21 protein-coding genes and 1 pseudogene are annotated in these 21,819 nt (G+C 60.4%); 12 read left to right on the top strand and 10 right to left on the bottom strand.

The window, feature by feature from the left end; translation table 11 throughout:
* Positions 1-67 precede the first annotated feature (67 nt).
* On the bottom strand, positions 68-940 hold the full coding sequence (pdxY, locus tag PMI29_RS14215) for a pyridoxal kinase PdxY (RefSeq protein ID WP_007998397.1): 873 nt from the start codon (positions 938-940) through the stop codon (positions 68-70).
* Positions 941-1,059: 119 nt separating this feature from the next.
* On the opposite strand from pdxY, the gene PMI29_RS14220 reads away from it, so the two are divergent.
* Positions 1,060-1,473, top strand: coding sequence for a DUF3301 domain-containing protein (locus PMI29_RS14220; RefSeq protein ID WP_007998394.1), 414 nt, complete (start codon positions 1,060-1,062; stop codon positions 1,471-1,473).
* A gap of 4 nt (positions 1,474-1,477) precedes the next feature.
* On the opposite strand, the gene PMI29_RS14225 is transcribed toward PMI29_RS14220, so the two are convergent.
* A complete protein-coding gene (locus tag PMI29_RS14225; protein WP_007998391.1) occupies positions 1,478-2,449 on the bottom strand; it encodes a CobW family GTP-binding protein in 972 nt (323 codons plus the stop codon).
* Between the two features lie 27 nt (positions 2,450-2,476).
* On the opposite strand from PMI29_RS14225, the gene PMI29_RS14230 reads away from it, so the two are divergent.
* Positions 2,477-2,833, top strand: coding sequence for a hypothetical protein (locus tag PMI29_RS14230; RefSeq protein ID WP_007998390.1), 357 nt, complete (start codon positions 2,477-2,479; stop codon positions 2,831-2,833).
* 15 nt (positions 2,834-2,848) lie between these two features.
* On the opposite strand, the gene zigA is transcribed toward PMI29_RS14230, so the two are convergent.
* A complete protein-coding gene (gene zigA / locus PMI29_RS14235; protein WP_007998389.1) occupies positions 2,849-4,054 on the bottom strand; it encodes a zinc metallochaperone GTPase ZigA in 1,206 nt (401 codons plus the stop codon).
* Positions 4,055-4,196: 142 nt separating this feature from the next.
* Between zigA and PMI29_RS14240 the strand changes: the two genes are divergently transcribed.
* The 7 genes and pseudogenes from PMI29_RS14240 (at position 4,197) to PMI29_RS14265 (ending at position 9,241) form a co-directional block, all read left to right on the top strand.
* Positions 4,197-4,574: a hypothetical protein gene (locus PMI29_RS14240; protein WP_007998388.1), complete on the top strand. Its 378-nt coding sequence runs from the start codon at positions 4,197-4,199 to the stop codon at positions 4,572-4,574.
* A gap of 173 nt (positions 4,575-4,747) precedes the next feature.
* The gene (folE2, locus tag PMI29_RS14245; protein ID WP_007998387.1) at positions 4,748-5,644 is read left to right on the top strand and encodes a GTP cyclohydrolase FolE2; all 897 of its coding nucleotides are present in this window, start codon (positions 4,748-4,750) and stop codon (positions 5,642-5,644) included.
* Positions 5,641-6,309 carry a metal ABC transporter ATP-binding protein gene (locus PMI29_RS14250; protein WP_007998385.1) on the top strand — a complete coding sequence of 223 codons (669 nt, stop codon included), beginning with the start codon at positions 5,641-5,643 and terminating at the stop codon, positions 6,307-6,309. Before folE2 ends, PMI29_RS14250 begins: the two co-directional genes overlap by 4 nt.
* Positions 6,309-7,175 (top strand): metal ABC transporter permease, encoded by an 867-nt coding sequence (locus tag PMI29_RS14255; RefSeq protein ID WP_007998383.1) that lies wholly within the window; start codon positions 6,309-6,311, stop codon positions 7,173-7,175. Before PMI29_RS14250 ends, PMI29_RS14255 begins: the two co-directional genes overlap by 1 nt.
* Before the next feature lie 11 nt (positions 7,176-7,186).
* Positions 7,187-8,062, top strand: coding sequence for a metal ABC transporter substrate-binding protein (locus tag PMI29_RS14260; protein WP_007998380.1), 876 nt, complete (start codon positions 7,187-7,189; stop codon positions 8,060-8,062).
* Between the two features lie 19 nt (positions 8,063-8,081).
* A pseudogene (locus PMI29_RS32615) lies at positions 8,082-8,331 on the top strand (dihydroorotase); the annotation flags it as partial.
* A gap of 31 nt (positions 8,332-8,362) precedes the next feature.
* Positions 8,363-9,241, top strand: a complete 879-nt coding sequence (locus PMI29_RS14265) for a His/Gly/Thr/Pro-type tRNA ligase C-terminal domain-containing protein (RefSeq protein WP_007998379.1) — start codon at positions 8,363-8,365, stop codon at positions 9,239-9,241.
* Between the two features lie 74 nt (positions 9,242-9,315).
* Here PMI29_RS14265 and PMI29_RS14270 read toward each other — a convergent pair whose 3' ends face one another.
* Positions 9,316-9,837, bottom strand: a complete 522-nt coding sequence (locus PMI29_RS14270; protein ID WP_007971671.1) for a DUF3617 domain-containing protein — start codon at positions 9,835-9,837, stop codon at positions 9,316-9,318.
* Between the two features lie 133 nt (positions 9,838-9,970).
* Here PMI29_RS14270 and cls point away from each other — a divergent pair, with 133 nt between their 5' ends.
* Entirely contained in the window at positions 9,971-11,410 is a 1,440-nt protein-coding gene (gene cls / locus PMI29_RS14275; protein ID WP_007998377.1) for a cardiolipin synthase, read from the top strand.
* On the opposite strand, the gene cfaB is transcribed toward cls, so the two are convergent.
* The 5 genes from cfaB to hflK (PMI29_RS14300) all read right to left on the bottom strand — a co-directional run bounded on the left by cfaB (position 11,407) and on the right by hflK (PMI29_RS14300) (position 18,774).
* Positions 11,407-12,591: a C17 cyclopropane fatty acid synthase CfaB gene (cfaB, locus tag PMI29_RS14280; protein ID WP_007998376.1), complete on the bottom strand. Its 1,185-nt coding sequence runs from the start codon at positions 12,589-12,591 to the stop codon at positions 11,407-11,409. The genes cls and cfaB overlap by 4 nt on opposite strands.
* A 219-nt stretch (positions 12,592-12,810) precedes the next feature.
* Positions 12,811-14,721, bottom strand: coding sequence for a cation-translocating P-type ATPase (locus PMI29_RS14285; RefSeq protein WP_007998375.1), 1,911 nt, complete (start codon positions 14,719-14,721; stop codon positions 12,811-12,813).
* Complete coding sequence (hflK, locus tag PMI29_RS14290; RefSeq protein WP_007998374.1) at positions 14,718-15,776, bottom strand: protease modulator HflK; 1,059 nt, start codon at positions 15,774-15,776, stop codon at positions 14,718-14,720. Before hflK (PMI29_RS14290) ends, PMI29_RS14285 begins: the two co-directional genes overlap by 4 nt.
* Complete coding sequence (gene hflC / locus PMI29_RS14295) at positions 15,773-16,819, bottom strand: protease modulator HflC (RefSeq protein WP_033052401.1); 1,047 nt, start codon at positions 16,817-16,819, stop codon at positions 15,773-15,775. The genes hflK (PMI29_RS14290) and hflC overlap by 4 nt, the downstream gene beginning before the upstream one ends.
* Complete coding sequence (gene hflK, locus PMI29_RS14300) at positions 16,816-18,774, bottom strand: protease modulator HflK (RefSeq protein WP_033052400.1); 1,959 nt, start codon at positions 18,772-18,774, stop codon at positions 16,816-16,818. Before hflK (PMI29_RS14300) ends, hflC begins: the two co-directional genes overlap by 4 nt.
* Before the next feature lie 214 nt (positions 18,775-18,988).
* Between hflK (PMI29_RS14300) and lpdA the strand changes: the two genes are divergently transcribed.
* A complete protein-coding gene (gene lpdA, locus PMI29_RS14305; RefSeq protein WP_007998370.1) occupies positions 18,989-20,389 on the top strand; it encodes a dihydrolipoyl dehydrogenase in 1,401 nt (466 codons plus the stop codon).
* A 124-nt stretch (positions 20,390-20,513) separates the two neighbouring features.
* Here lpdA and PMI29_RS14310 read toward each other — a convergent pair whose 3' ends face one another.
* On the bottom strand, positions 20,514-20,987 hold the full coding sequence (locus tag PMI29_RS14310) for an Lrp/AsnC family transcriptional regulator (protein WP_007969928.1): 474 nt from the start codon (positions 20,985-20,987) through the stop codon (positions 20,514-20,516).
* Between the two features lie 146 nt (positions 20,988-21,133).
* Here PMI29_RS14310 and PMI29_RS14315 point away from each other — a divergent pair, with 146 nt between their 5' ends.
* Positions 21,134-21,763 carry a LysE family translocator gene (locus tag PMI29_RS14315; RefSeq protein ID WP_007998369.1) on the top strand — a complete coding sequence of 210 codons (630 nt, stop codon included), beginning with the start codon at positions 21,134-21,136 and terminating at the stop codon, positions 21,761-21,763.
* The last annotated feature ends 56 nt before the right edge of the window (positions 21,764-21,819 follow it).

Here is a 21,819-nt window from a genome sequence, read left to right as displayed (position 1 = left end):
CTCGCTCCCACAAGGTTAATGCCATACTTGTGGGAGCGAGCCTGCTCGCGATGGGGGCAGCGCAAAATCAGAGACTGATCGAGGTCGCCTCGAACCGCACACGCGGATGGGCAATCCGGTCCTGAGCCCGAACCAGCTCCAACTCGTAGCTGGCACAGGCCTGGGTTTCCAGCAGCACTTCATGCACCGCCGACGCCGTAAACTCGAAGGCCGCCACCAGACTGTCGCCCAACAGAACACGCGCCAGGAACAGCCCGGACGTCAGATCGCCCACGCCCACCGGCTGACGCGGAAACGCCAGTAACGGGCGCTGCAAATGCCAACTGCCTTCGGCCGTCACCAGCAGCATCTCGAAGACCTCTGCCGGTTTACCGGGATAGTCCAGATGCTTGACCAGCACCGCTTTCGGGCCGCGCACCAACAATGCACGCGCCATTGCCAGGCAATCGAACAGCGATTGCGGCTTGCGTCCGGAGAAGCTGTCCAGCTCCAGCTGGTTCGGGCACATGAAGTCCGCCACGGCGGCGGCCTCTTCCAGCAGAAAATCACTGACTTCCGCCGGAACACTGCAGCCCTTCTCTGGATGCCCCATGACCGGGTCACACAGGTACAGCGCCTTGGGATTCATCGACTTGATCCGCGCCACACCCGTCAGGATCGCCCGGCCCTGGGCCGCACTGCCGAGGTAACCGGAGAGCACCGCATCGCAGTTGCCCAACTCGCCAATCGCCGCGATGCCTTCGACCAGGTCAGGAATCTGGTGCGGCGCCAGCACTTCACCGGCCCACTGACCGTACTGGGTGTGATTGGAGAACTGCACAGTGTTGAGCGGCCAGACATTCACCCCGACCCGTTGCATCGGGAAAACCGCGGCACTGTTGCCGGCGTGACCGAATACCACGTGGGACTGGATAGCGAGCAAATGCGGAGTACGTTTCATGCGGTGGATTTCCGTAAAACGATTGAAATTCTAGCCGCGCAGTATGCGACTAAACGCAGCCTGTACGACAGACCAGCGACACAGTTAAGCTGACACTATCTTGTTGGAGCACCCTGTTGATGCTGACCCTTGGAAATATATTCGTGCTGATGCTATTCGCCACTGCAGGCGCATGGCTATGGCACAACCACGGCTTGCGCGAGCGCGCGCTGGAGCGGGTCAAACAGCATTGCAGCAAACTAGGGATTGAATTGCTGGACGGCAACGTGGCCTTGAAAAAAATCGCGTTCATCAGGGATGCCAGTGGTCGGCGACGTCTGGCCCGTGTGTATAACTTCGAATTCACCGTGACCGGTGAAGCCCGCCACAACGGCACCATCACCCAGTTCGGCGCTCACAGCGCACAGATTGAGCTGGCGCCCTACCCGATCCCATTCGACGAAACCGAACCGGTGGTCGATGTGGTGAAGCCTCGCGCAGAGGTGATCGAGCTGAGCCAGTGGCGTCAGGAACATACCAAGTGGCGGCCTTGAGCCATTAACCCGATCCGGATCGACACGCCGCCAGATCACTCTGCAGTCTTTCTGCATTCTGCAGCTCACTGAAAATCAGCTCGATACGCGAATCCTGCCGCCATTCACTGGGCCGCCAGTCCAGCACCGAGTTATCCACCGCGTTCGCCGAAATCCACCCTTGGGTACTGTGGATAACCAACTTCGCCCGCCTCCACTCAAGGCTTTCAAGCCACTGGTCAACCAGAGCGGCATCAAACACCTGGCTTGGGTGCCAACGCCAACCGATGCTCCAGCCACCGTCCTGCTCCTGACTCAAGCAAATGGGCAATGCGCGATCGCTCCAGACGGCCGGCAACTGCGCCAATCCCTTGGGCACGACGAAGTTATCCACACCTGCCAGCGCTTTGGCATTCAGCCCTGGCAACTCGCCCAACGGTAATACCGCCTGTTGCGTCCAGCACAGGGGGGTCGGCGGCAATTGCGCGGCGATTCGCTGGCGACATTCTTCTTCGAGACCTTCAGACTTGTTCAAAAGTAATAATCCCGCATGGCTCAGCGCTTGCTGTTGCGCTTCCGGCAAGGGATTGCCAGCAGCGAGCGACTGGGCGTCCAGCACCAGCACACAAGGCTGAACAGCCAACACGCCTTGCCAGGGCGCCTCGCTCAATTGCCTGAGCAACTGCGCCGGATGCCCCAGCCCCGAGGGTTCGATGAACAGCCGATCCGGTTGCGCCTTGCGCAACAAACGCCCAAGACCAATCTGAAACGGTGCGCCGTTGACGCAACACAAGCAGCCCCCGGCCACTTCGCCCAGTGCGATACCATCGGCGTCCTGGGTCAGTAGCGCAGCGTCGAGACCGATCTGGCCAAACTCGTTGATCAGCACCGCCCACCGCTCGCCTGCCGGGCGCTGGGCCAGCAGGTGCTTGATCAGGCTGGTCTTGCCGGCGCCCAATGGGCCGGCAATGACATGAGTGGGGATATTCTGCAGCATGGTCGATGATTTCTGAGGAGGTGATGGATGCGGTTGATTGGCTTGTCGTTGCTCCTGGCGCTCGTTTCAGGCGAGGCGCTGGCCCAGGCCTGTGTGGTTCACAGCCAGGCCGAGCGGCTTGACATCAAGGTTTGCCAGCAGAACCGCAACATCCCGCCAAAGCTCTTCGCCGATGGTTTCTGCCAACCGAACCTGCCGGGGCAAAAAGTCGAAGTGAAGTATGTCGACCAATGCCCCGGCGGCGCATTTGGTATCTGCAGCAACGCCCAAGTCGCCAATATGCCCTACCGGCAAGATATTCACTATTACGGCGTTGCCACCGACGCGGCGTATTTGCAGCCGTATTGCGAGGCCCAGAGCCAGGGCACCTGGCTCAAGCCTTGAAGCGACAGTAAAGGCTCAGGCAGCCTCTTCGTACCAAGGGCCGAATGGATCAGGCAGCAATTGCCAACCTTCTACACCGAGCGCCATTTCCTCATCGGTCAGCAGGCAGGCATCCAGCTCGGCCGCTAGCTGCGTGAAGTCGATGCTCTGGCCGATGAATACCAGTTCCTGGCGACAGTCCCCGCTGTCGGCAGTCCAGTTTTTCATGATCCCGGCGGTACTTTCCGCATCCTGCGGCCATTGGTTTTTCGGTACGAAACGCCACCAGCGCCCGGCAAAACCATAGCGCATCATACCTCCGGCCTGGGACCAGCTGCCGGCGTCCATGTGCTTGCTTGCCAACCAGAAAAAGCCCTTGGAGCGCAGCAGTTTGCCGTTGTCCCAAGAGCCGTCGATGAAGTTGAAGAAGCGCTGCGGATGAAACGGCCGGCGAGCCCGGTAAGCGCTGGAAGCAATGCCGTACTCTTCGGTTTCGGGCACGTGTTCGCCACGCAGTTCCTGCAACCATCCCGGTGCCTGGGCCGCCTTTTCGAAGTCAAAACGACCGGTGTTGAGAATCTTGTTCAAGGGGATTTCGCCCATCGCCATCGGAATGATTTCCGCCCGGGCGTTGAGCCGTTCAAGTATGGCGATCAGTTCCTCGCGTTCGTGGCTGCTGATCAAATCGATCTTGCTGAGCAAAATCACATCGGCGAACTCGACCTGCTCAATCAGCAGATCGGTAATCGAACGCTCGTCCTCTTCCCCAAGCGTTTCTCCTCGGGAAGCCAGGCTTTCGGCCGCCTGGTAATCGAGCAGGAAGTTCATGCCATCGACCACCGTGACCATGGTGTCGAGACGTGCGATGTCGTTGAGGCTCTGGCCGTTTTCATCGCGGAAGGTGAAGGTTTCCGCCACTGGCAGCGGTTCGGAAATACCGGTGGATTCGATCAGCAGATAGTCGAAGCGGCCGTCCCTGGCGAGTTGACTTACTTCCTCCAGCAAATCTTCACGTAACGTACAGCAAATACACCCGTTACTCATTTCCACCAACCGTTCTTCAGCCCGATTAAGGCTGACATCGCGCTGGACTTCGGTGCCATCGACGTTGATTTCGCTCATATCGTTGACGATGACTGCAACCCGCAAGCCATCGCGATTACGTAGTATGTAATTAAGAAGTGTACTTTTTCCGGCACCAAGAAAGCCGGAGAGAACGGTCACGGGGAGTCGATTGGACATCTGCATATTCCTCACAGGGATGCCCGGTCGCGGTGTCGGGCTTATTTTGATGTTATAATATAACAATACAAATAAGCCATCCCCTCTTGCTCCGCAGGGCAAAGGACAGGATGCTAAACGTGTTCCCTTCGTGAGAATCCCCATGCGCAACGCCCTGAAACCTGCGTTGATAATCCTTTCCCTGCTGGTGGCTGCCGACGCGCTGGCCCAGATCCCGAGCCTGGCCAGGTGCACCCGCAGCGCCAACCTGCTGGCCTGCGTGGATGCCGATGGCAATGCCTACAGCGTCAACACCGCCGGCAGCACAATCTATCTGCGGGGTTTTGAAATGGCCGGAAAGCGCTATTGGGTGCAGACCAACAGCCGCTACGGCCAGCTTACGTTTTTCACCGGCATCGCTTCCGATGGCGAGGCCTGGGTTGGCTACAACCAGCGCGTCGGCTGGACCACGATCAACCGGTTTTCCAGCTCCGGCGGCAGCAGCGCCAAGTTCACCTGCAGCCGGATCGCCGGCTGCTAGGCCTGCCTGTTTTTCTTGGAATTTGCGTAGCCGACGCGCCAATGACCGCGCTGGCCAGAATCAGGTTGAGCAAGTGGCGTCGTGCATGATGAAAGCCTGTTCATGAAAAAGGCATCGTGAATTGTATTGTTATACTATAACATTACAAATTAACTCCCACGATGGACCTGCTCATGAATGCGCTGACTCTGCCGGATATCGCCGCGCAGGCCTCACGCCAAGCCCTGCCACTGGAGTGGGTGGGCATGTGCGGCATTGCTCTTCCCGTTTTGTTTGATGGCCAACGACTGAATGCAAAGGCCGATGCCGGCGTGAGTCTCAACGATGGCAACGCGCGCGGCATTCACATGTCACGGCTCTATCTGGCGCTTGAATTACTGGAGCATGAAAACCTTTCACCGGCTCTATTGCGCAGGGTTTTGCAGCGCTTTCTTGAGAGCCATGAAGGGCTATCCAGCAGAGCTCACTTAACCATTCACGCCGATTTGTTACTGAAAAGGCCAGCGTTGATCAGTCCTTTGGCAGGCTGGAAAAGCTATCCGGTGAGCATCGAAGCACGTTTGAACAACGCGATGTTCCACGTGGAACTAAAAATCGACGTGCCTTATTCCTCAACTTGCCCATGTTCCGCGGCTCTGTCTCGACAGTTGATTCAGCAGCAGTTCGTCGATGATTTCGCCAAAAAGCCACTGCAACACGCCGACGTTTTAGCGTGGCTCGGCTCCACGAACGGCATCGTCGCCACACCTCACAGCCAACGCAGCAGCGCAAAGTTGCGCGTACGGCTGGCTGATTTTGTCGATGAGTTGCCTCTGATCGCCGTCATCAACGACGCCGAAGCCGCACTCGGCACAGCCGTTCAAACAGCGGTAAAACGCGCCGACGAACAAGCCTTCGCCCTGGCCAATGGTCAGAACCTGATGTTCTGCGAAGACGCCGCTCGCCGTTTGAATCTGGCCCTGAAACGCTCCACGGGCATTAACGCCTTCCACATCCGTGTCATCCACGCCGAAAGCCTGCACGCCCATGACGCCGTGGCCGAAAGCCGTTTCAACTGGGAGGTCGCATGATTGGTTGCCACGCCTTGCGTTGGGGCGCACCGGGTCAGCCACTCACGCCGGCGCTGAACCTGGAACTGCCAAAGGGCAGCCTGACCGCCATCATCGGTGCGAACGGCTCCGGTAAAAGCAGCCTGCTGAAGGTCATCGCCGGTTTGCAAAAACCGTTGGCCGGAAAGGTGCGACTGAGTGTTCCACTCAAGGGCAGTGTGTCGTTCCTGCCCCAGCAACAACACCTCGACAGGCAATTTCCGATCAGCCTTCAGGCATTGGTCGCCGCCGGATTCTGGGGCAATAAACAATCACCGCAGATCCGCAGTCAACGACTGAAGACCGTCCTCGAAAACTGGTGCCTGAACGGCCTGGAAGATCGACCCTTGATGGCCCTCTCCGGCGGCGAATTGCAACGCGCCCTGCTCGCCCGATTGAGCCTGACCGACGCCCCGTTGTTGTTGCTCGATGAGCCCCACGCGGCCCTCGATGGACTTGGCCAGGCATTGCTCTGGAAGCACCTGCACGATTGGCACCTCGAAGGCCGGACGCTGATGGTCGTGTGCCATGACCTCGCCGCCGTCCGCGAGCACATCCCACAAACGCTGCTGATCAAAAGCAGCGGTTGCGTACTCGGCCCGAGCGCCGAACTGATCCGCCAACAACCTCAATCGCAGGTGGCCTGATGACCGCTGCAGCGCAACTCTGGCAACCGTTCCACGAGTTCGTCTTCATGCGCCGAGCGCTGCTCGGTGGTTTGGTCCTGGCGTGCAGCACGGCGCCCCTGGGGGTATTTCTGATCCTGAGGCGCATGAGCCTGATCGGCGATGCTGTCGCCCACGGCATCCTTCCCGGTGCGGCTCTAGGCTTCTGGTTTGCCGGGTTAAGCCTCCCGGCATTGACCGTCGGCGGCCTCGGTGCCGGCCTGAGCATGGCAGGCCTCGCGGCCTGGATTACGCGACGCACCGGCCTGCGAGAGGACGCCAGCCTCGCGGCGATTTACCCGATTTCCCTGGCCTGTGGCGTACTGATTCTCGGCATCGCCGGCAAACGCCTGGACCTGTTGCACCTGCTGTTTGGCTCGGCGCTGGCGGTCGACGGCCCCACCTTGACCGGCATGCTTTGGGTTTCGGGCCTGAGCCTGATTGCCATGGCGCTGATCTACAAACCACTGCTGCTCGACACCCTCGACCCGCTTTTTCTGCAAACCGTCAGCCGACTCGGCCCATTGGCCCACGGCGTGTTCCTGACGCTGGTGGTGTTGAATCTGGTCATCGGTTTCCAGGCGATCGGCGCGTTGATGGTGGTCGGCTTGATGATGTTGCCTGCCGCTGCGGCGCGTTTCTGGAGTCGCCGCTTGCCGGTGCTGATCGTCATTGCCGCCTTGCTCGGCAGCCTCTCGGTGTGGCTCGGTTTGTTGATCTCTTTCTATTACTCACTGCCCAGTGGCCCGGCAATCGTGCTGGTGGCGGGCGGCTGGTATCTGCTGTCCGTAATGTTCGGACCGGTGCACGGCTTGCTGCGCCGCCCGCCTTTGCTCACATCCCAATGAGGTGTTATCCGATGCGCGCTTTACTCGTGCTGTTCAGCTTGATGGTGTCGATGTCGCTGCCTGCCGCCGAAAAACTTCAGGTCGTCACCAGCTTCAGCATCCTGGCCGACATGACCCGACAGGTCGGCAAGGATCATATCCAGATCACCAACATGGTCGGCCCGGACGCGGATGCACACACGTACGAGCCGACACCGGACGACGCCAAAGCACTGCTCAAAGCCAAACTCATCATCAAGAATGGCTTGGGTTTCGAGCCCTGGCTGGATCGCCTGGTGACCAGCACCGAGACCAAGGCGCCGGTCATCAGCGCGAGCCACGGAGTCATACCGCGTAGCCTGGATGAAGACGGCGAAACCATTCCCGACCCACATGCCTGGCATAACCTGGCGAACGCCGAGCTGTACATCGCGAACATCACCAAGGCGCTGATCGCTGCTGATCCGGCGAACACAGCCGACTATGAGCACAACAGCCAGGTGTACCTGAAACAGGTCTACACCTTGCTCGCCGAAGCCAAGACCAAACTCGGCTCACTGCCACCGGGCAACCGCAAGATCGTGACGTCCCATGACGCCTTCGGTTATCTCGGCCAGGCCTACGGTATCGAATTCATGGCGCCTCAAGGCCTGTCCACCGAGCGCGAACCTTCAGCCGCCGAGGTGGCCGCACTGATCACCCAGATTCGTCAGGCCAAAGTCAAAGCCGTGTTCATGGAAAACATCAAGGACGCTCGCCTGCTCAAGCAGATCGCGGATGAAAGCGGCGCACAGATCGGGGGCACGTTGTACTCCGATGCCCTTGCGGCGAGCGGTCCGGCCAGCACCTTCACCGGGTTGTTCGAGTACAACCTCAACACCCTGTACAACGCGTTGAGCACGCCATGATCCGCAAGAACCCCACACCGACCTGTTCGCCATTCCCGATCGCGGTTATTTTCGAGAAGGCTATTGGGCAGATCGGGCGCTGATCAAGCCCGAGCCCGGCGGCGTTGCCGTTTCCAGGCAACCAATCCGGTCGCAATGCGGCCGCCCCCTTCGCCCGCCGAAGCTTTCGGCACAGCATCAGCACCGTGATCGTGTCGGGGCAATTTTCCTGGCACGACAAACGTCGTAGTGACAACTGCCTGGGATTGCGCCTACGGTTTATGCAATAGCGCTCGTAAGAAGCACGTGAGTACGCCGACCATGATCCAGATCACCCTGCCCGATGGTTCATTGCGTGAGTACGACCAACCGCTCTCCGTGCACGAGTTAGCTGCCAGCATCGGCTCCGAACTGGCCAGCGCGGCCGTAGCGGGTCGGGTCAATGGTGTACTGGTGGACTGCGAATACATGATCGAAACGGATGCCCGGGTCAGCATTGTCACCCCCCGGGAGCCAGACGGCCTGGAGATCCTGCGCCGCTCCTGTGCATTGATGCTGGCCATGGCGATCAAGCAACTTTACCCACATGCGCAAATGCACGCGGGCAAGGAGTTGGGCGATGGCTTCTTTTACGAGTTTGCAGTCGAGCGACCGCTGACCCCGGCAGACCTGCCCCTCATCGAAGCGCGCATGCAGTCACTGGCAGCGACCAATCACTCGATCCGTCGTCAGCCACCGCGCGAAGAGGTGTCGCTGTACCGTCTGGGAGACACCGAGTACCCGAGCCATGGGCCGCACATCCCCACCACCAAAGTCTTGCAGGCGTTTGCCCTGGATCACATCAGCGGCACGTTGCAACAACGGATCTACGGCACCTGCTGGTCGAGCCATCAGGAACTGCAACACTGGCGCGTTCCACCCCACGTGGTGGTCGTGAGCATGGATGACCGCCAGGCGACTTATGCACAAGCGGTGACCGAATCCTTGCGCCAAAGGGGCGTTCGCGCCAGGGCCGACCTGCGTAGCGAAAAGGTCCACCACAAGATTCGCCAGCACAGCCGGACCGTGCCGTACCTGGTAGTGGTTGGCGAAAAAGAACAGGCGGGCGGATTTGTCAGTGTGCGCAGTCGCACGGGGGAGGATTTTGGCCGGATGGCTGTCGAAGCGGCGTGTGAGTGGTTGAGTCGGCCGGGGATCTAGGGAGACTGGATGGACGCCTTCGTCGGAGCGCCGCCCGGAGCAAGCCAGCTCCGGGCGGCGATCCGACGAAGCTTTTAAGCTCTTGGCTTCACAGTGCCGCAATCCTGCCCCAGCCAGACGGCACGGGATTCGAGGCTGCCCTTCTGCTGAATCCCGGTGGCGTTGAACGTCCCGTTGACCTTGGTGGTGAACTCGCGATCACTGAGGAATGTCGCCACGCCCGCCCCCTGGGCTCTAGGGCAGCTGAAACGGAATTTCCACTGATTGCCGGAGCGGTCGGTGATTTCCTGCTTGCAGCCCGACTGCGGATCGGTCAGCGGAATGTTATCGGTCTTGACCTGTTCCGGGGTCAGGCACGCCCGGATCCCTTTGCCGCCCATGGTGATGCCCTGTTTTTCCAGTTGTGCACGCTGCTCAGGGGTCATCTGGCTCTGGAGCTGACCGAGGATCAATTGCAGGTCCGGCATATTCTGCTCATCGACCTTCATGTTGCTCGTGGTCAGCTCCCACAATCCTGGTTGCAGCATTTGCGCGTGAGCCGCCACAGGAAGTGCCAAACCCAGTGCCATGGCCAAACCCAGCAGACGAACGTTCATCGAGTAACTCCTGATCAGTTGTGGCCGTTAGACGTCCGCCGCAGGCTTCGGTTCAAGGGCCAATTAATTAGCGACATTCTGCACGGAACATGGTCTGTTAAGCACTGAATCTTCAGGAGCAAGGCAGCCCCCCATGGATTATTTCGGACCGCATATTTTCGGTTATACCATCGCCCTGCTGCACTCGCTGGGCATGATCGCGGCCATACATGCCGTGTTGACCGTTCGTACCGCCCAAGGTGCGATTGCCTGGGCCCTGTCGTTGTTTTTCATCCCCTACTTCACGCTGATCCCGTACCTGGTATTCGGCCGCAGCACGTTCGATGGCTACATCAAGGCCCGACGGCAGGCCAACGAGGAAATGCGCAAGGCCATCTCCGAACTCAACTGGCGACCCTGGGTGGAAGAAGCCCTCACCGCTCGCGCTTCCTCGGCGTATGCCTCACTCAGAGCGCTGCCGAAACTGGGAAACATGCCGTGCCTGGCCAATAACGAGATGCGGCTGTTGATCAACGGCCAGCAGACATTCGACGCCATTTTCGATGCCATCAGCCAGGCGAAAAAAGCCGTGCTGATCCAGTTTTTCATCGTTCACGACGACCGCCTCGGCCTACGCCTGCAAACCCTGTTGTTGAAGAAAGCCGCCGAAGGCGTGGCGATTTATCTGTTGTATGACCGAATCGGCAGCCACTCCCTGCCGCACGGCTATGTGCAGGCCTTGCGTGATGGCGGGGTCGAGGTCAAAGCCTTCGCCACCCGCAGTGGCTGGCTCAATCGCTTTCAGGTGAACTTCCGCAACCACCGCAAGATCGTGGTGGTAGACGGCATTCTGGGCTTCGTCGGCGGCCACAACGTCGGTGACGAATACATGGGCGAGAAGCCGCCCCTGGCACCATGGCGCGATACCCACGTGCAAGTGCGCGGGCCGGTGGTGGCGTGTATGCAGGAGTCATTCGCTGAAGACTGGTTCTGGGCGGCTCGTGCACTGCCGCCACTGATCCTGCCCGAGGTTTATCCGGAAGACGGCGTGCTGTGCCAGTTACTCGCCAGCGGGCCGGCAGATTCCTACGAAACCTGTTCACTGTTCTTTGTCGAAGCCATCCATGCGGCGACGGAACGGGTATGGATTACCAGCCCGTATTTCATCCCCGACGAAGCCGTATCCGCAGCTTTGCGCCTGGCGGTACTACGCGGTGTGGATGTGCGCCTGCTGTTGCCGTCACGACCTGACCACCGCATCGTCTACGCCGCCTCCAGCCTCTATGCCTTCGAAGCAGTGCGCGCCGGAGTACGGGTATTTCGATACGAACCCGGATTCCTGCATCAGAAAGTGGTGTTGGTCGACAGCGAAATCAGCGCCATTGGCAGCGCCAACATGGACAACCGTTCGTTCCGGCTGAATTTCGAAGTGATGTTGCTGACCGTCGACCGCGCGTTTGCCGCCGAGGTGGAGCTGATGCTCAACGATGACTTCGCCAACGCCCACGAAATCGCCAAAGAAGAAGGCCGGGAGACCCACCGCCTTCAGCAGGTCGGCATGCGGGTCGCCCGGCTGATTTCACCGATTCTCTAGAGGTAGATGTCGTCACGGGTCCATGGCAGTTCATGACTGCCATCGGCGTGGGCCTTCACCGCAAGAATCTGGTGCAGGTTGATCCAGCCCCGGGCGAACGCATAAGCGCAACCGGCCAGATACAGCCGCCAGATCCGCAGCACGTGCTCAGGCACCAGTCTGGACGCCGCTTCGAGGTTATCCTCCAGGCGTTCACTCCAGTGATCCAGGGTGCGCGCATAGTGCAGGCGCAAACTTTCGACATCGACGATTTCCAGCCCGGCCTCACTGATCTCGGCAGAGATCATCGACAGGTGCGGCAGTTCGCCGTTGGGGAACACATATTTCCCGATGAAATCACCGGCACCGCGCCCCACCGGACGGCCATCGGTGTATTTGGCGGTGATCCCGTGGTTCATCACCAGGCCGCCCTCTTTAACCGCGTCGAACAGGGTCTTGCAGTACTCGGCCAGGTTGGCGTGGCCAACGTGTTCGAACATGCCGACGCTGACAACTTTGTCGAAACGGCCATCCTGCGGCAGATCTCGATAGTCGAGCAGTTGCAGTTCGACCAGGTCGTCCAGGCCCTCCGCTTTTACACGTTCCCGGGCCAGGGCCAGTTGCTCCTTGCTGAGGGTGATACCGAACACTTTCGCGCCAAATTCCCGCGCCGCAAAACGCGCCAGTCCACCCCACCCGCAACCCACATCCAGCAGGTATTCGCCGGGCTGCAGGCGCAGCTTGCGGCACAGATGACGGAACTTGGCTTGCTGGGCTTGTTCGAGGGTTTCGCTGCCGGTCTCGAAATAGGCGCAGGAATATGCCATGTCGCTGTCGAGCCACAGCTGATAGAACGCGTTGGAAAGGTCGTAGTGGTAGGAAATCGCCTTGGCGTCCATTTCTTTGTCGTGGACGCTACGAACCGGCTGATTGTCGTCGTCTTCATCTAGCAACGCCTGACTCCATTCATCGCAGACGCGGATCACATCGCTAATGGAGCCTTCAAGTTCCAGTTTGCCTTCGACAAATGCAGCGCCAAGCGCATCCAGGCTTGGATGGGTAAACTGGGAGACCATTTGTGGGTCCTTGACCACAATCGTGACGCTGGGCGTTGGCCCCAGATTGAATTCATGGCCATCCCAGAGTCTCAGGCGAAGCGGCAATTGCAGATTCTGTAAGGCCGGTGGAAGATGCGCGAGCATGGAGAATCCCCCTTGTTTCAGACGTCTAAACAGAGGGTAGACCATCTTTGAAAAATAGCTGGCTATCGAATTAATAGCCTTTTTCAATGATTCGCGACGCCTGAACCTGCCGCCGCGAACACTCAAAATGATGTGCCCTCATCTCCAATGACTACAAAGTACGCGCACAGTTCTAAAAAGTTAAAGCCCCCGTGATTACCCGGTTTAGAGCATTCGCCTTCAGGCTTCATCCTTGAGTTTGAGCAACGGCTCCTGGAACCGCAGCAAACGACCGGCATTACCCAACACCAACAAAGTGCTGAGGTTATGCAGCAACGCCGCAATCATCGCCCCGGCAGCGCCGAGCCAGCCGAACGCGGCGAAGGCCACGATCGCCAGGGTCCAGCCCAGTCCGATAATCACATTGACCTGCAACGTCTGACGGCACTGACGACTCAGACGCACGCAGGTGCCGAGACGGCGCAGGTCGCTACCGATCAATACGATGTCAGCCGAAGCCAGGGCGATGTCTGCGCCGCCAGCACCCATGGCGACACCCACCACGCCAGCCTTGAGGGCCAAGGAGTCGTTGATGCCATCGCCGACCACCATCGGCCGGAAGCCGCTGTCGATTTCCTTGAGCACGCGGTTCAGTTTGTCTTCGGGCAGAGCTTGCGCTTCGACGTCACTGATCCCGACATCCCGGGCAAGTGTCTGCGCGACGCTATGGCGGTCCCCCGTGAGCAAGAGCTGGCGGCCCAGACCCAGTTCACGCAACTCACCCAAGGCAAACTGCGCCTCGGGTTTGACGCTATCGGCCAGCAACAGCCAGGCAAGAAACTCCCCGTTGAGCGCCAACCCTGCAATCGGACCGTCGTGATCGGGAACCGTCGTTGTGCTGATGCCCAGTTGCGCAAACAACTCCGGCCGGCCGAGCGCCGCTTCGCCCTGCCCGGTCATCGCCACCACGCCCAGGCCCTGGCGTTCATGAATGTCAGAAAGCAGCAGGAAATGTTCCTGGGTCACCAACCCCGCGAGCGCACGGCTGACCGGGTGACTGCTGGCCGAGCCGAGGCTGGCGGCGAGTTTCAGGACATGGCTGCGGTCCTCCAGCGGAGTGTCGATGGATTGCAGGCGCAAGGTGCCGAAAGTCAGCGTCCCGGTCTTGTCGACCACCAGCGAAGTCAGGTCCGCCAACTCTTCAAGGAACGCAGAGCTGCGGATCAGAATCCCGTGCCGCGCCGCCACGGCCACCCCGGCAATCGCCGTGGCCGGTGCCGACAACACCAGTGCACAAGGACAGGCCGCCACCAACACCGCGAGCATCGCTTGAGCGTTGTTGGTGATGAACCAGGTTACGGCGGCCAGCAGCAACACCAGTACCATATAGCTGCCGGCGTAACGCTCCAGCAGACGGGTGATCGGTGGCTTCGAGCGCTCGGCGTTTTGCATCAGGGCGATGACTTTGCCCAAGGTCGATTCATGGCCGGTACGGGTTACTTCGATTCGCAGCAGACCGTCGAGGTTGATCGCACCACCGAACACCGACATGCCGACGCCGGCCTCCATCGGCACCGATTCGCCGGTAATGGAGGCTGTGTCCAGACTGGCCTGGCCGGATAACACCCGGCCATCCGCCGGCACCCGATCCCCGGCGCGCACCTCGACCAGATCGCCGGCCTTGAGCGTGCCGTTGTCGACTTCGATGATGGTGCCGTCCGCCTGCACCTTGCGTGCGTGGCTGCGCGTCAGTTTGCCGAGGGCGTGAATCGCTTCCTGGGAACCGATCACGCTACGCTCCTCCAGCACGTGTCCGAAGATCATGATGATCGGCAACAGGGCTGCCGTCAGCAGATCCCCGGTGGCCCAGGCCCCCAGCATGGCCAGGGCAATCAATTGATCGGTGATGCCGTGCAGGCTTGGATAACGCAGGCTGTACCAGGCCGAACGCATGACCGGCACGGCGACCAGCAACGAGGCAAAACCCAGCAGCAGTTGACTGACGCCACTCTGCTGCGGCGCCAGCCAACGCCAGATCAAACCCAGCGCGAGAAGACCCAATGCGAGCATGGCCAGGGTCAACTGGCGCGCGGCGCGGCGCTGTTCGGTCGACGACAACAGGCTCGGTGCGGCGGCGGTTTGAGCGGTCATTGTGCAGCTCCCTGAATGATCAGGCGGGAATCGTCTTTGGGATCGACCGTCGTGACCGATCCGGCCTGGCCGAGAATTTTCGGCATCCGCTCGCGATAGATGCGCAGCAACATTTGCGGGTCGGTACCTTGCTGCTGAGCCTTGGCCAGGCTCAACACAGTGGCCGTATCAGCAGACGCTTTGGCCAGTCGTTCACTCGCCTGGGCATGGGCCACCTGCAGCGTGCGGTCGGCTTGCTCGTTGGCGGTCTGAGTCAACTTCTCGGCTTCGGTGCGCGCATTGGCGACGGCTTTATCGGCTTGCTGGCTGGCCGTCAGCACCGCGTTGAAGGCGTTGACCGCAGGACTGGGCAGACTCGATTGCACATCGACCCGCGCCACTTCGATCCCCAAACCCTGCCCTGTCGCAGTGAGTTCAGCCAAGCGCTGGTTAATGCCCTGCACCAGATCACCCCGCAAGCGCTCGCGTCTTTCCGCCGCCTGGCTATCGGCTCCAATCAACTCCGGGCGAGCGACCAGAATAGTGTCCAGATCCCGTGCGGCCGTGAGCGCCACGGCACTGCGGGTCACCAGCCGATCCAGTGCCGGCAATACATGTTCGCCCTGAAGCACGAACGCATAGGGCTCAGTGACTTTATAGAAAACCCGCACATCGAGTTGCACCACCCCGGCATCCCCCGTTAACAGATAGCCGGAGCCTGCGAGGGCATCGCTGATCGGTGTGGCAAAACTGGCCACGCGATCTGCCTGTATCGCGGCACCACTGCGCAACAGGTTTTCCACTCGACGCTCGATCACCCGATCCGCCGCGGGCAACAAAATCACCTGCTCGAACGGTTGCGGCCAGGCCAGTAACAACCCTGCATTCTGAATGCGATCCAACGCGCCGAAATGCAAAACCACCGCACGATTTTGCGGATCGATCTGCCGCACATTGGAAAACGCCCACGCCAACGCCGCCAACACCGTCACCGCGTAGAGGGCAATAAACGCCAAACGCCCGGCCTGAATCCAGGGACTGCTCAACTCATTTGTTCCACGTGGAACCAAACTCATGGCTGCGATCCGGACTTGTTGTCGAGGCTCGGCGGACCGTCAACCAACACCCGGAACGGTGCAGCATCGGTGCGCAGAATCAGCTTGGTCCCCGGCGTCACTACCGTGCCCAAGGTGTCGAGCGAACGCAGCAGGTTGTAGAGCTGCGGCGATCCCGCGTAGGCGCGACCATAAATCTGCGCCGCTTCGACGCGCGATTGCGCTTCGATATCCGCCGCCTTCACTGTGGCATCGGCCTGCACAATTCGCGCATCACGCTCGGCGGCGGAACGAATTTGTGCAGCTTCACGCTTGCCGATGGCCGTGCGTTCAGTGGCAATGGTTTCACGCTCGGCACGCATCCGGTCGACGGTCGCGGTGAGCGTCACCGATGGCAACGTCAACCTCTCGATACCAACCTGCAACACACGCACGCCATAAGTGGTGAGTAGCTGCTGATCGATTTGCTTGCGCAGTTGCGCTTCGAAGTCGGTAATGCGTACCTGGCTGGCATCGGTATTGACCAGGTTCGCCAGATCAAAACTGCTGGCGGTGGTCTCCAGTGCGGAGCCGACAAAGGTGCGAATCTGCCGCGCAGCTTCATCGGGCTGGTTCTGTACCGCACGCATGAAACGTTGCACATTGTCCGGATCGCCCTGCACCTGCCACGCCACATAGGCCTGAACGATGATGCGCAAACCGTCCCGGGTGCCGACATCCTGCAAACCGCTGGACGTGGTGCGCAGCCGCAGATCCACCGGGATCGCCGCCTCGAACGGCGCCGGCCAGCGCCAGCCCAGCCCCGGCTCCAGCAAGACTCGCGATGGATTGCCGAAGCGTGTGATCACCGTGGCCTCACCCGAACGCACCTGCACCAGGCTCGCGGCAGCGACAGCAAACGCCACCAACAAAGCAGCCCAACCCATGCGGCGCCATGGAAACGGTCCGGCCTCCTGAGGATCACCATGATGGTGATGATGGTGATGGCCGTGGTGATGATGCCCGCCATGGCCGTGATCGTGGCCGCTGTGGTCATCGTGATCGTGAGTATGGGACTGGCTCAATTGGCAGCTCCTGGCTGAGCGGTTTTACGCGACGGCGCAGGGTCAACCGGCAGCGTGAAAGTACGGAGGTCGATGGTCGGCGCATTGCTGCTGCCGCCCAGACGATGATCCAGAACGAGCAATTTGCCGTTGACCAACCCCTGGGACAACTGACTGAAATACTGCTCCAGCACAAAGGCTTGGCCAGCGCTGGCATAGGCTTTTCGCTCGGCATTGAATTTCAGGTCCGCTGCCTGGGCGCCGGCATTGATTTCACGGGCGCTGGCTGTCGCTTGATCGCGGGCGATACTGGCCTGCAACTGCGCCTGGTTGGTGGCCTCGGCAGCGGCGCCGCGTTCACGGGCGATCAAGGCTTGCGCACCAATCTGCGCCGCTTGCACGCCGTGATAGGCATTGGCAGCACCGGCCGGAGGGTGAATCGCCTCGACCACCGTGGCGAGAATTTCCACGCCGCTGTCGAGTTTTTGCAAGTCAGCCTGGACGGCGCGACCGATTTCTTCAGCCAGCCCTACCCTGTCCTCGCCCAGCAAACCGTCGAGGGTGCGTGAGGCGAAGTCGTGAACCAGAATTCGGCTGGCGGTGCTGCGAATCAACATCGGCACATCGGCACTGTTATAGGTCGCGGCCAACGCCGCCTCATCGCTCAGACCGATGCGATAGACGAAGCGCACGTCCATGTTGACGATCTGAAAGCTCTGCTTGTCGGCTCGACTGCTGGCGATCACCTGGGATTTGTCGTTCACATGGCTGGCGTCCCACAAGCGATTGGCAATCGCCGGGGCCGGGCCTTCAGCGGGATCGGCCTGAGCGGGGGCCGAGGTTTCGCCAACACTGGTGGCCAACTCGTGAACCACGCCATTCTCGACGCTCAACACACGGCCCAATGGCCACGGCAAACCCATATGCAAACCCGGGCCAAACACCTCCACCGGCTTACCGAATCGTTCGTAGATGCCACGCCCTTGCAGCGCAATTTCGTGAATGCCAGTCAGCGACCAGCCAACGAGCGAAACCACCGCCAACACCGGCAGGAACGCCCGACGCATGTACGTGAAGGCCCAGATCTGCCGCAGATCGATGCCGAAGCGGTTATGCAATTCGTGCTGCAGCGCCAGCAATGGCTGTGGTGGCCAGCGCAGCATGTCGGCGACAAAACTGCGCGCCAGCAGCTCCGGCTCCAGGCGTTCGCGGCGCGGGCTGAACAATGACAATACCGCGCGCAGCAACAGTTCTGCTGCCACCAACCCCGGCAGCAGTCCGATCAACACAGCCAGGCGTACGGGCCATATCGACGTTTCATCGGCAAACAACAGACAAAAGGCACCGAGCACCAAGCTGATGATTGCCACACGCGTTAATTGCGCCAACGCGGCGGCTTCAGGCCATTGCGCAGTGTTTTCCTGCGCCAGATGGCGCTCCATCACCAACAGGCCGAACGCCAACAGCAAGGAGCACGCCGCCCCGACAGTGGCGGCCAGGCCCAACGCAGCCGGAGGCAACGTGAGGTTCCAGGCCTGTTCGGCGCCCACCAGCGCCAACACGGCCCAACCGCCAAGCCACAGCGTCGGCGCGCCTATTTGCCTGAGCAGGTGCTGCGATTGCCGGCTGATCCGGTCCAGTAAGCGTTCATACCACCCCGAAGGCACGACAGATTCGTCGACAACGCCCTCCGGCACCACGGGATTCATTGCGCGGGCACGCCACTGGGCTACCCACCCGGCCGATTGCGCCCCCGCCACCAACACCACAGACGCCGCGCTCAGGTTCAGCAGCAACGCTGGCCACAGTGTTTGCGAAGAAAACAGCCAGGCAAAAGATGCCAGCAGCACGCCTACCGTCGCGAGTATTCCCGCACCGATGGCGAACTGGCGTAACCGTCGCCCTTGTATGACCGCCTGCTGAAAGCGCGGCAACCCGGCTAACGGCGCTTCATCAACATCGAGATCGACTTGCATACCACCCCAGAGTGTCTTCGCTAACATGGCAATTCGTTACGATATAACGAAAATGGTGAAATTTCCGTATTCAAGCGCGCCATCTAAAGATGCCCAACCTGTCGCGTACCTGAAGCCTTGACCGAAATGCTGCAGAACGCACATATTACGTTCGTAATTTTATCCAGGAACTACTTTTACCCATCCCTTCCCCTTTCGATCCAGGAGTACATCCATGAGCACTTATGACGTCGTGATACTCGGCGGTGGACCCGGCGGTTACAACGCGGCGATCCGCGCCGGACAACTGGGTCTGAAAGCAGCCTGCGTGGAAGGACGCGCCACACTCGGCGGCACCTGCCTGAACGTCGGCTGCATGCCATCCAAGGCGTTGTTGCATGCCTCCGAACTTTACGACGCGGCCATGGGCGCGGAATTCGCCAACCTGGGGATCGAAGTCAAACCCGGTCTCAACCTCGCCCAGATGATGAAGCAAAAGGATGAAAGCGTTACCGGGCTGACCAAGGGCATCGAGTTTCTTTTCCGCAAAAACAAAGTCGACTGGATCAGAGGCTGGGGCCACATCGACGGACCGGGCAAAGTCACGGTGACCGATAGCGCCGGGGGCAAGACCGAACTGAGCGCCAGGGACATCATCATCGCCACCGGCTCCGAACCCACGCCCCTGCCCGGCGTGGACATCGATAACAAACGCATCCTCGACTCCACCGGTGCCCTGGCGCTGACCGAGGTGCCCAAGCATCTGGTGGTGATCGGCGCTGGTGTGATCGGCCTGGAGCTGGGTTCGGTATGGCGGCGCCTGGGGGCGCAGGTGACGGTGGTCGAGTTCCTTGACCGGATCTGCCCTGGCGTGGATATCGAAGCCGGCAAAACCCTGCAACGTTCCCTGAGCAAGCAAGGCTTGAGTTTCAGGTTGAGTTCGAAAGTGACCAGCGCCACCAGCTCCGCCAATGGCGTTCAGCTCAGCATCGAGCCTGCCGCTGGCGGTGCTGCCGAGTTACTGGAAGCCGATTACGTGCTGGTGGCCATTGGACGCCGACCTTATACACAGGGCCTTGGCCTGGAAAACGTCGGCCTCACCACGGACAAGCGCGGCATGCTCGCCAACAAGGGGCATCGCACCGAAGCCGCCGGGGTCTGGGTGATTGGCGACGTGACCTCGGGTCCCATGCTCGCGCACAAGGCCGAGGACGAAGCCATGGCCTGCGTCGAACAGATCGTCGGCAAGGCTGGCGAGGTCAACTACGACCTGATCCCCAGCGTGGTCTACACCAAACCGGAACTGGCCAGCGTCGGCAAGACCGAAGAACAGCTCAAGGCTGAAGGCCGGGCGTACAAGGTCGGCAAGTTTCCCTTCACCGCCAACAGTCGGGCGAAGATCAACCACGAAACCGAAGGCTTCGCCAAAGTGCTGGCCGATGAGCGCACGGACGAAGTCCTCGGCGTGCATCTGGTGGGCCCGAGTGTCAGTGAAATGATTGGCGAGTACTGCGTGGCCATGGAGTTCAGCGCCTCGGCCGAAGACATCGCCCTGACCTGCCACCCACACCCGACCCGCTCCGAGGCGTTGCGCCAGGCGGCGATGAATGTGGAGGGGATGGCGACGCAGATGTAAGGCCTGCAGGACTTGGGTGACAGATCTATCGCCATCGCGAGCAAGCTCGCTCCCACAAGGTTGCGCTGTATCTGTGGGAGCGAGCTTGCTCCGGGCGGCGTTCCGACGATGCAAACGACTCGGTCTAAAGCGGCAAATGCTCCAACGGCAACGCCCCCGGTGCCTTCACGGTATGAATCGCAAAGTTGCTGCGGATGTCGCTCACACCCGGCAGCTTCAATAAACGCCCGGTGAGAAACCGGTCATAGGCACGCAGGTCCGGCACCACCACCTGCAGCAGAAAGTCCGACTCCCCTGACACCAGAAACGCCGAAATCACCTCGGGCAATGCCGTCACCGCCAGACGAAAGGCTTCGGCTTGTTCGTCGTTATGACGCTCGACCTTGACCCCGACAAACACCGTCAGCCCCAACCCCACTTCGTCGCGATCCAGATTGGCCTGGTAGCCGCGAATAACCCCCGCCTCCTCAAGCATCCGGACCCGGCGCAAACAAGGCGATGCCGACAGGCCGATCTCGTCTGCCAGTTGCACATTGCTCAGGCGACCGTCCCGTTGCAGTGCCGCAAGAATCTTGCGGTCGTAGGCGTCAAGTTTCATGGTTTGGCAGATCCCGATGGTTCAAGCGAAATAAAGTGGCAGATTATGCCAATACAGACTCCGATAGAAGCTGACAACGCAAGCACCTGCCCCGCCCTCCAGCCCTAGACTGGCACGACCGAATCGACAACTAATGGGAGTGCAATATGCAAGGGCTCTGGCTGTTTTTCATGGCATTGGCAGTGGTCTATCTCTTGCCGGGGCCTGACATGATCCTGCTGTTGCAGACCGGTGCCCGCCAGGGCAAGGGCGCCGCGCTGGCCACGGCAGTGGGCCTGGGCATCGCCCGCGGTTGTCATGTGGCATTGGCGGCGCTGGGCCTGGCAGCACTGTTCAAGGCTGCGCCTTGGACCTTCGACGTGGTGCGCCTGGCAGGCGCCGCGTATCTGCTGTGGATCGGTATTCAGTGCCTGCGGACGACGATGCTGCCGAACCTCGGAAGCGCCGACACAACCGGCGAAAAACCGCGCTGGAGCGCAGCCATCCGACGCGGGCTGCTGACCAACTTGCTCAACCCCAAGGCACTGTTGTTCTGCTCGGTGCTGCTGCCGCAATTCATCAATCCACAGGCCGGGCCGGTGCTCGGGCAATTTGTGACCTTGGGCGTGGTGCTGGTCGGCGTCGGTTTGCTGTTCGACAGCGCCTACGCCCTGGTCGGTGCGGCACTTGGCCGGTGGCTGCAACGCAGCCCCTCTGCCCAGCGCTTGCAGCAATGGTTGTTTGGTAGCCTGTTGATCGGTTTCGCCGTACGGCTGACCTTTGTACAACAGGCTTGAACCTTACTGCGCCTTGCGGCGGCGATTGAACAACAACAGCGCGGCTGCCGCGACCG

The organism is Pseudomonas sp. GM49, assembly GCF_000282355.1.
Taxonomy (GTDB): Bacteria; Pseudomonadota; Gammaproteobacteria; order Pseudomonadales; family Pseudomonadaceae; genus Aquipseudomonas.
The sequence above is the reverse complement of the archived record's forward strand: the minus strand, read 5'-3'. Positions and strand labels throughout refer to the sequence as shown.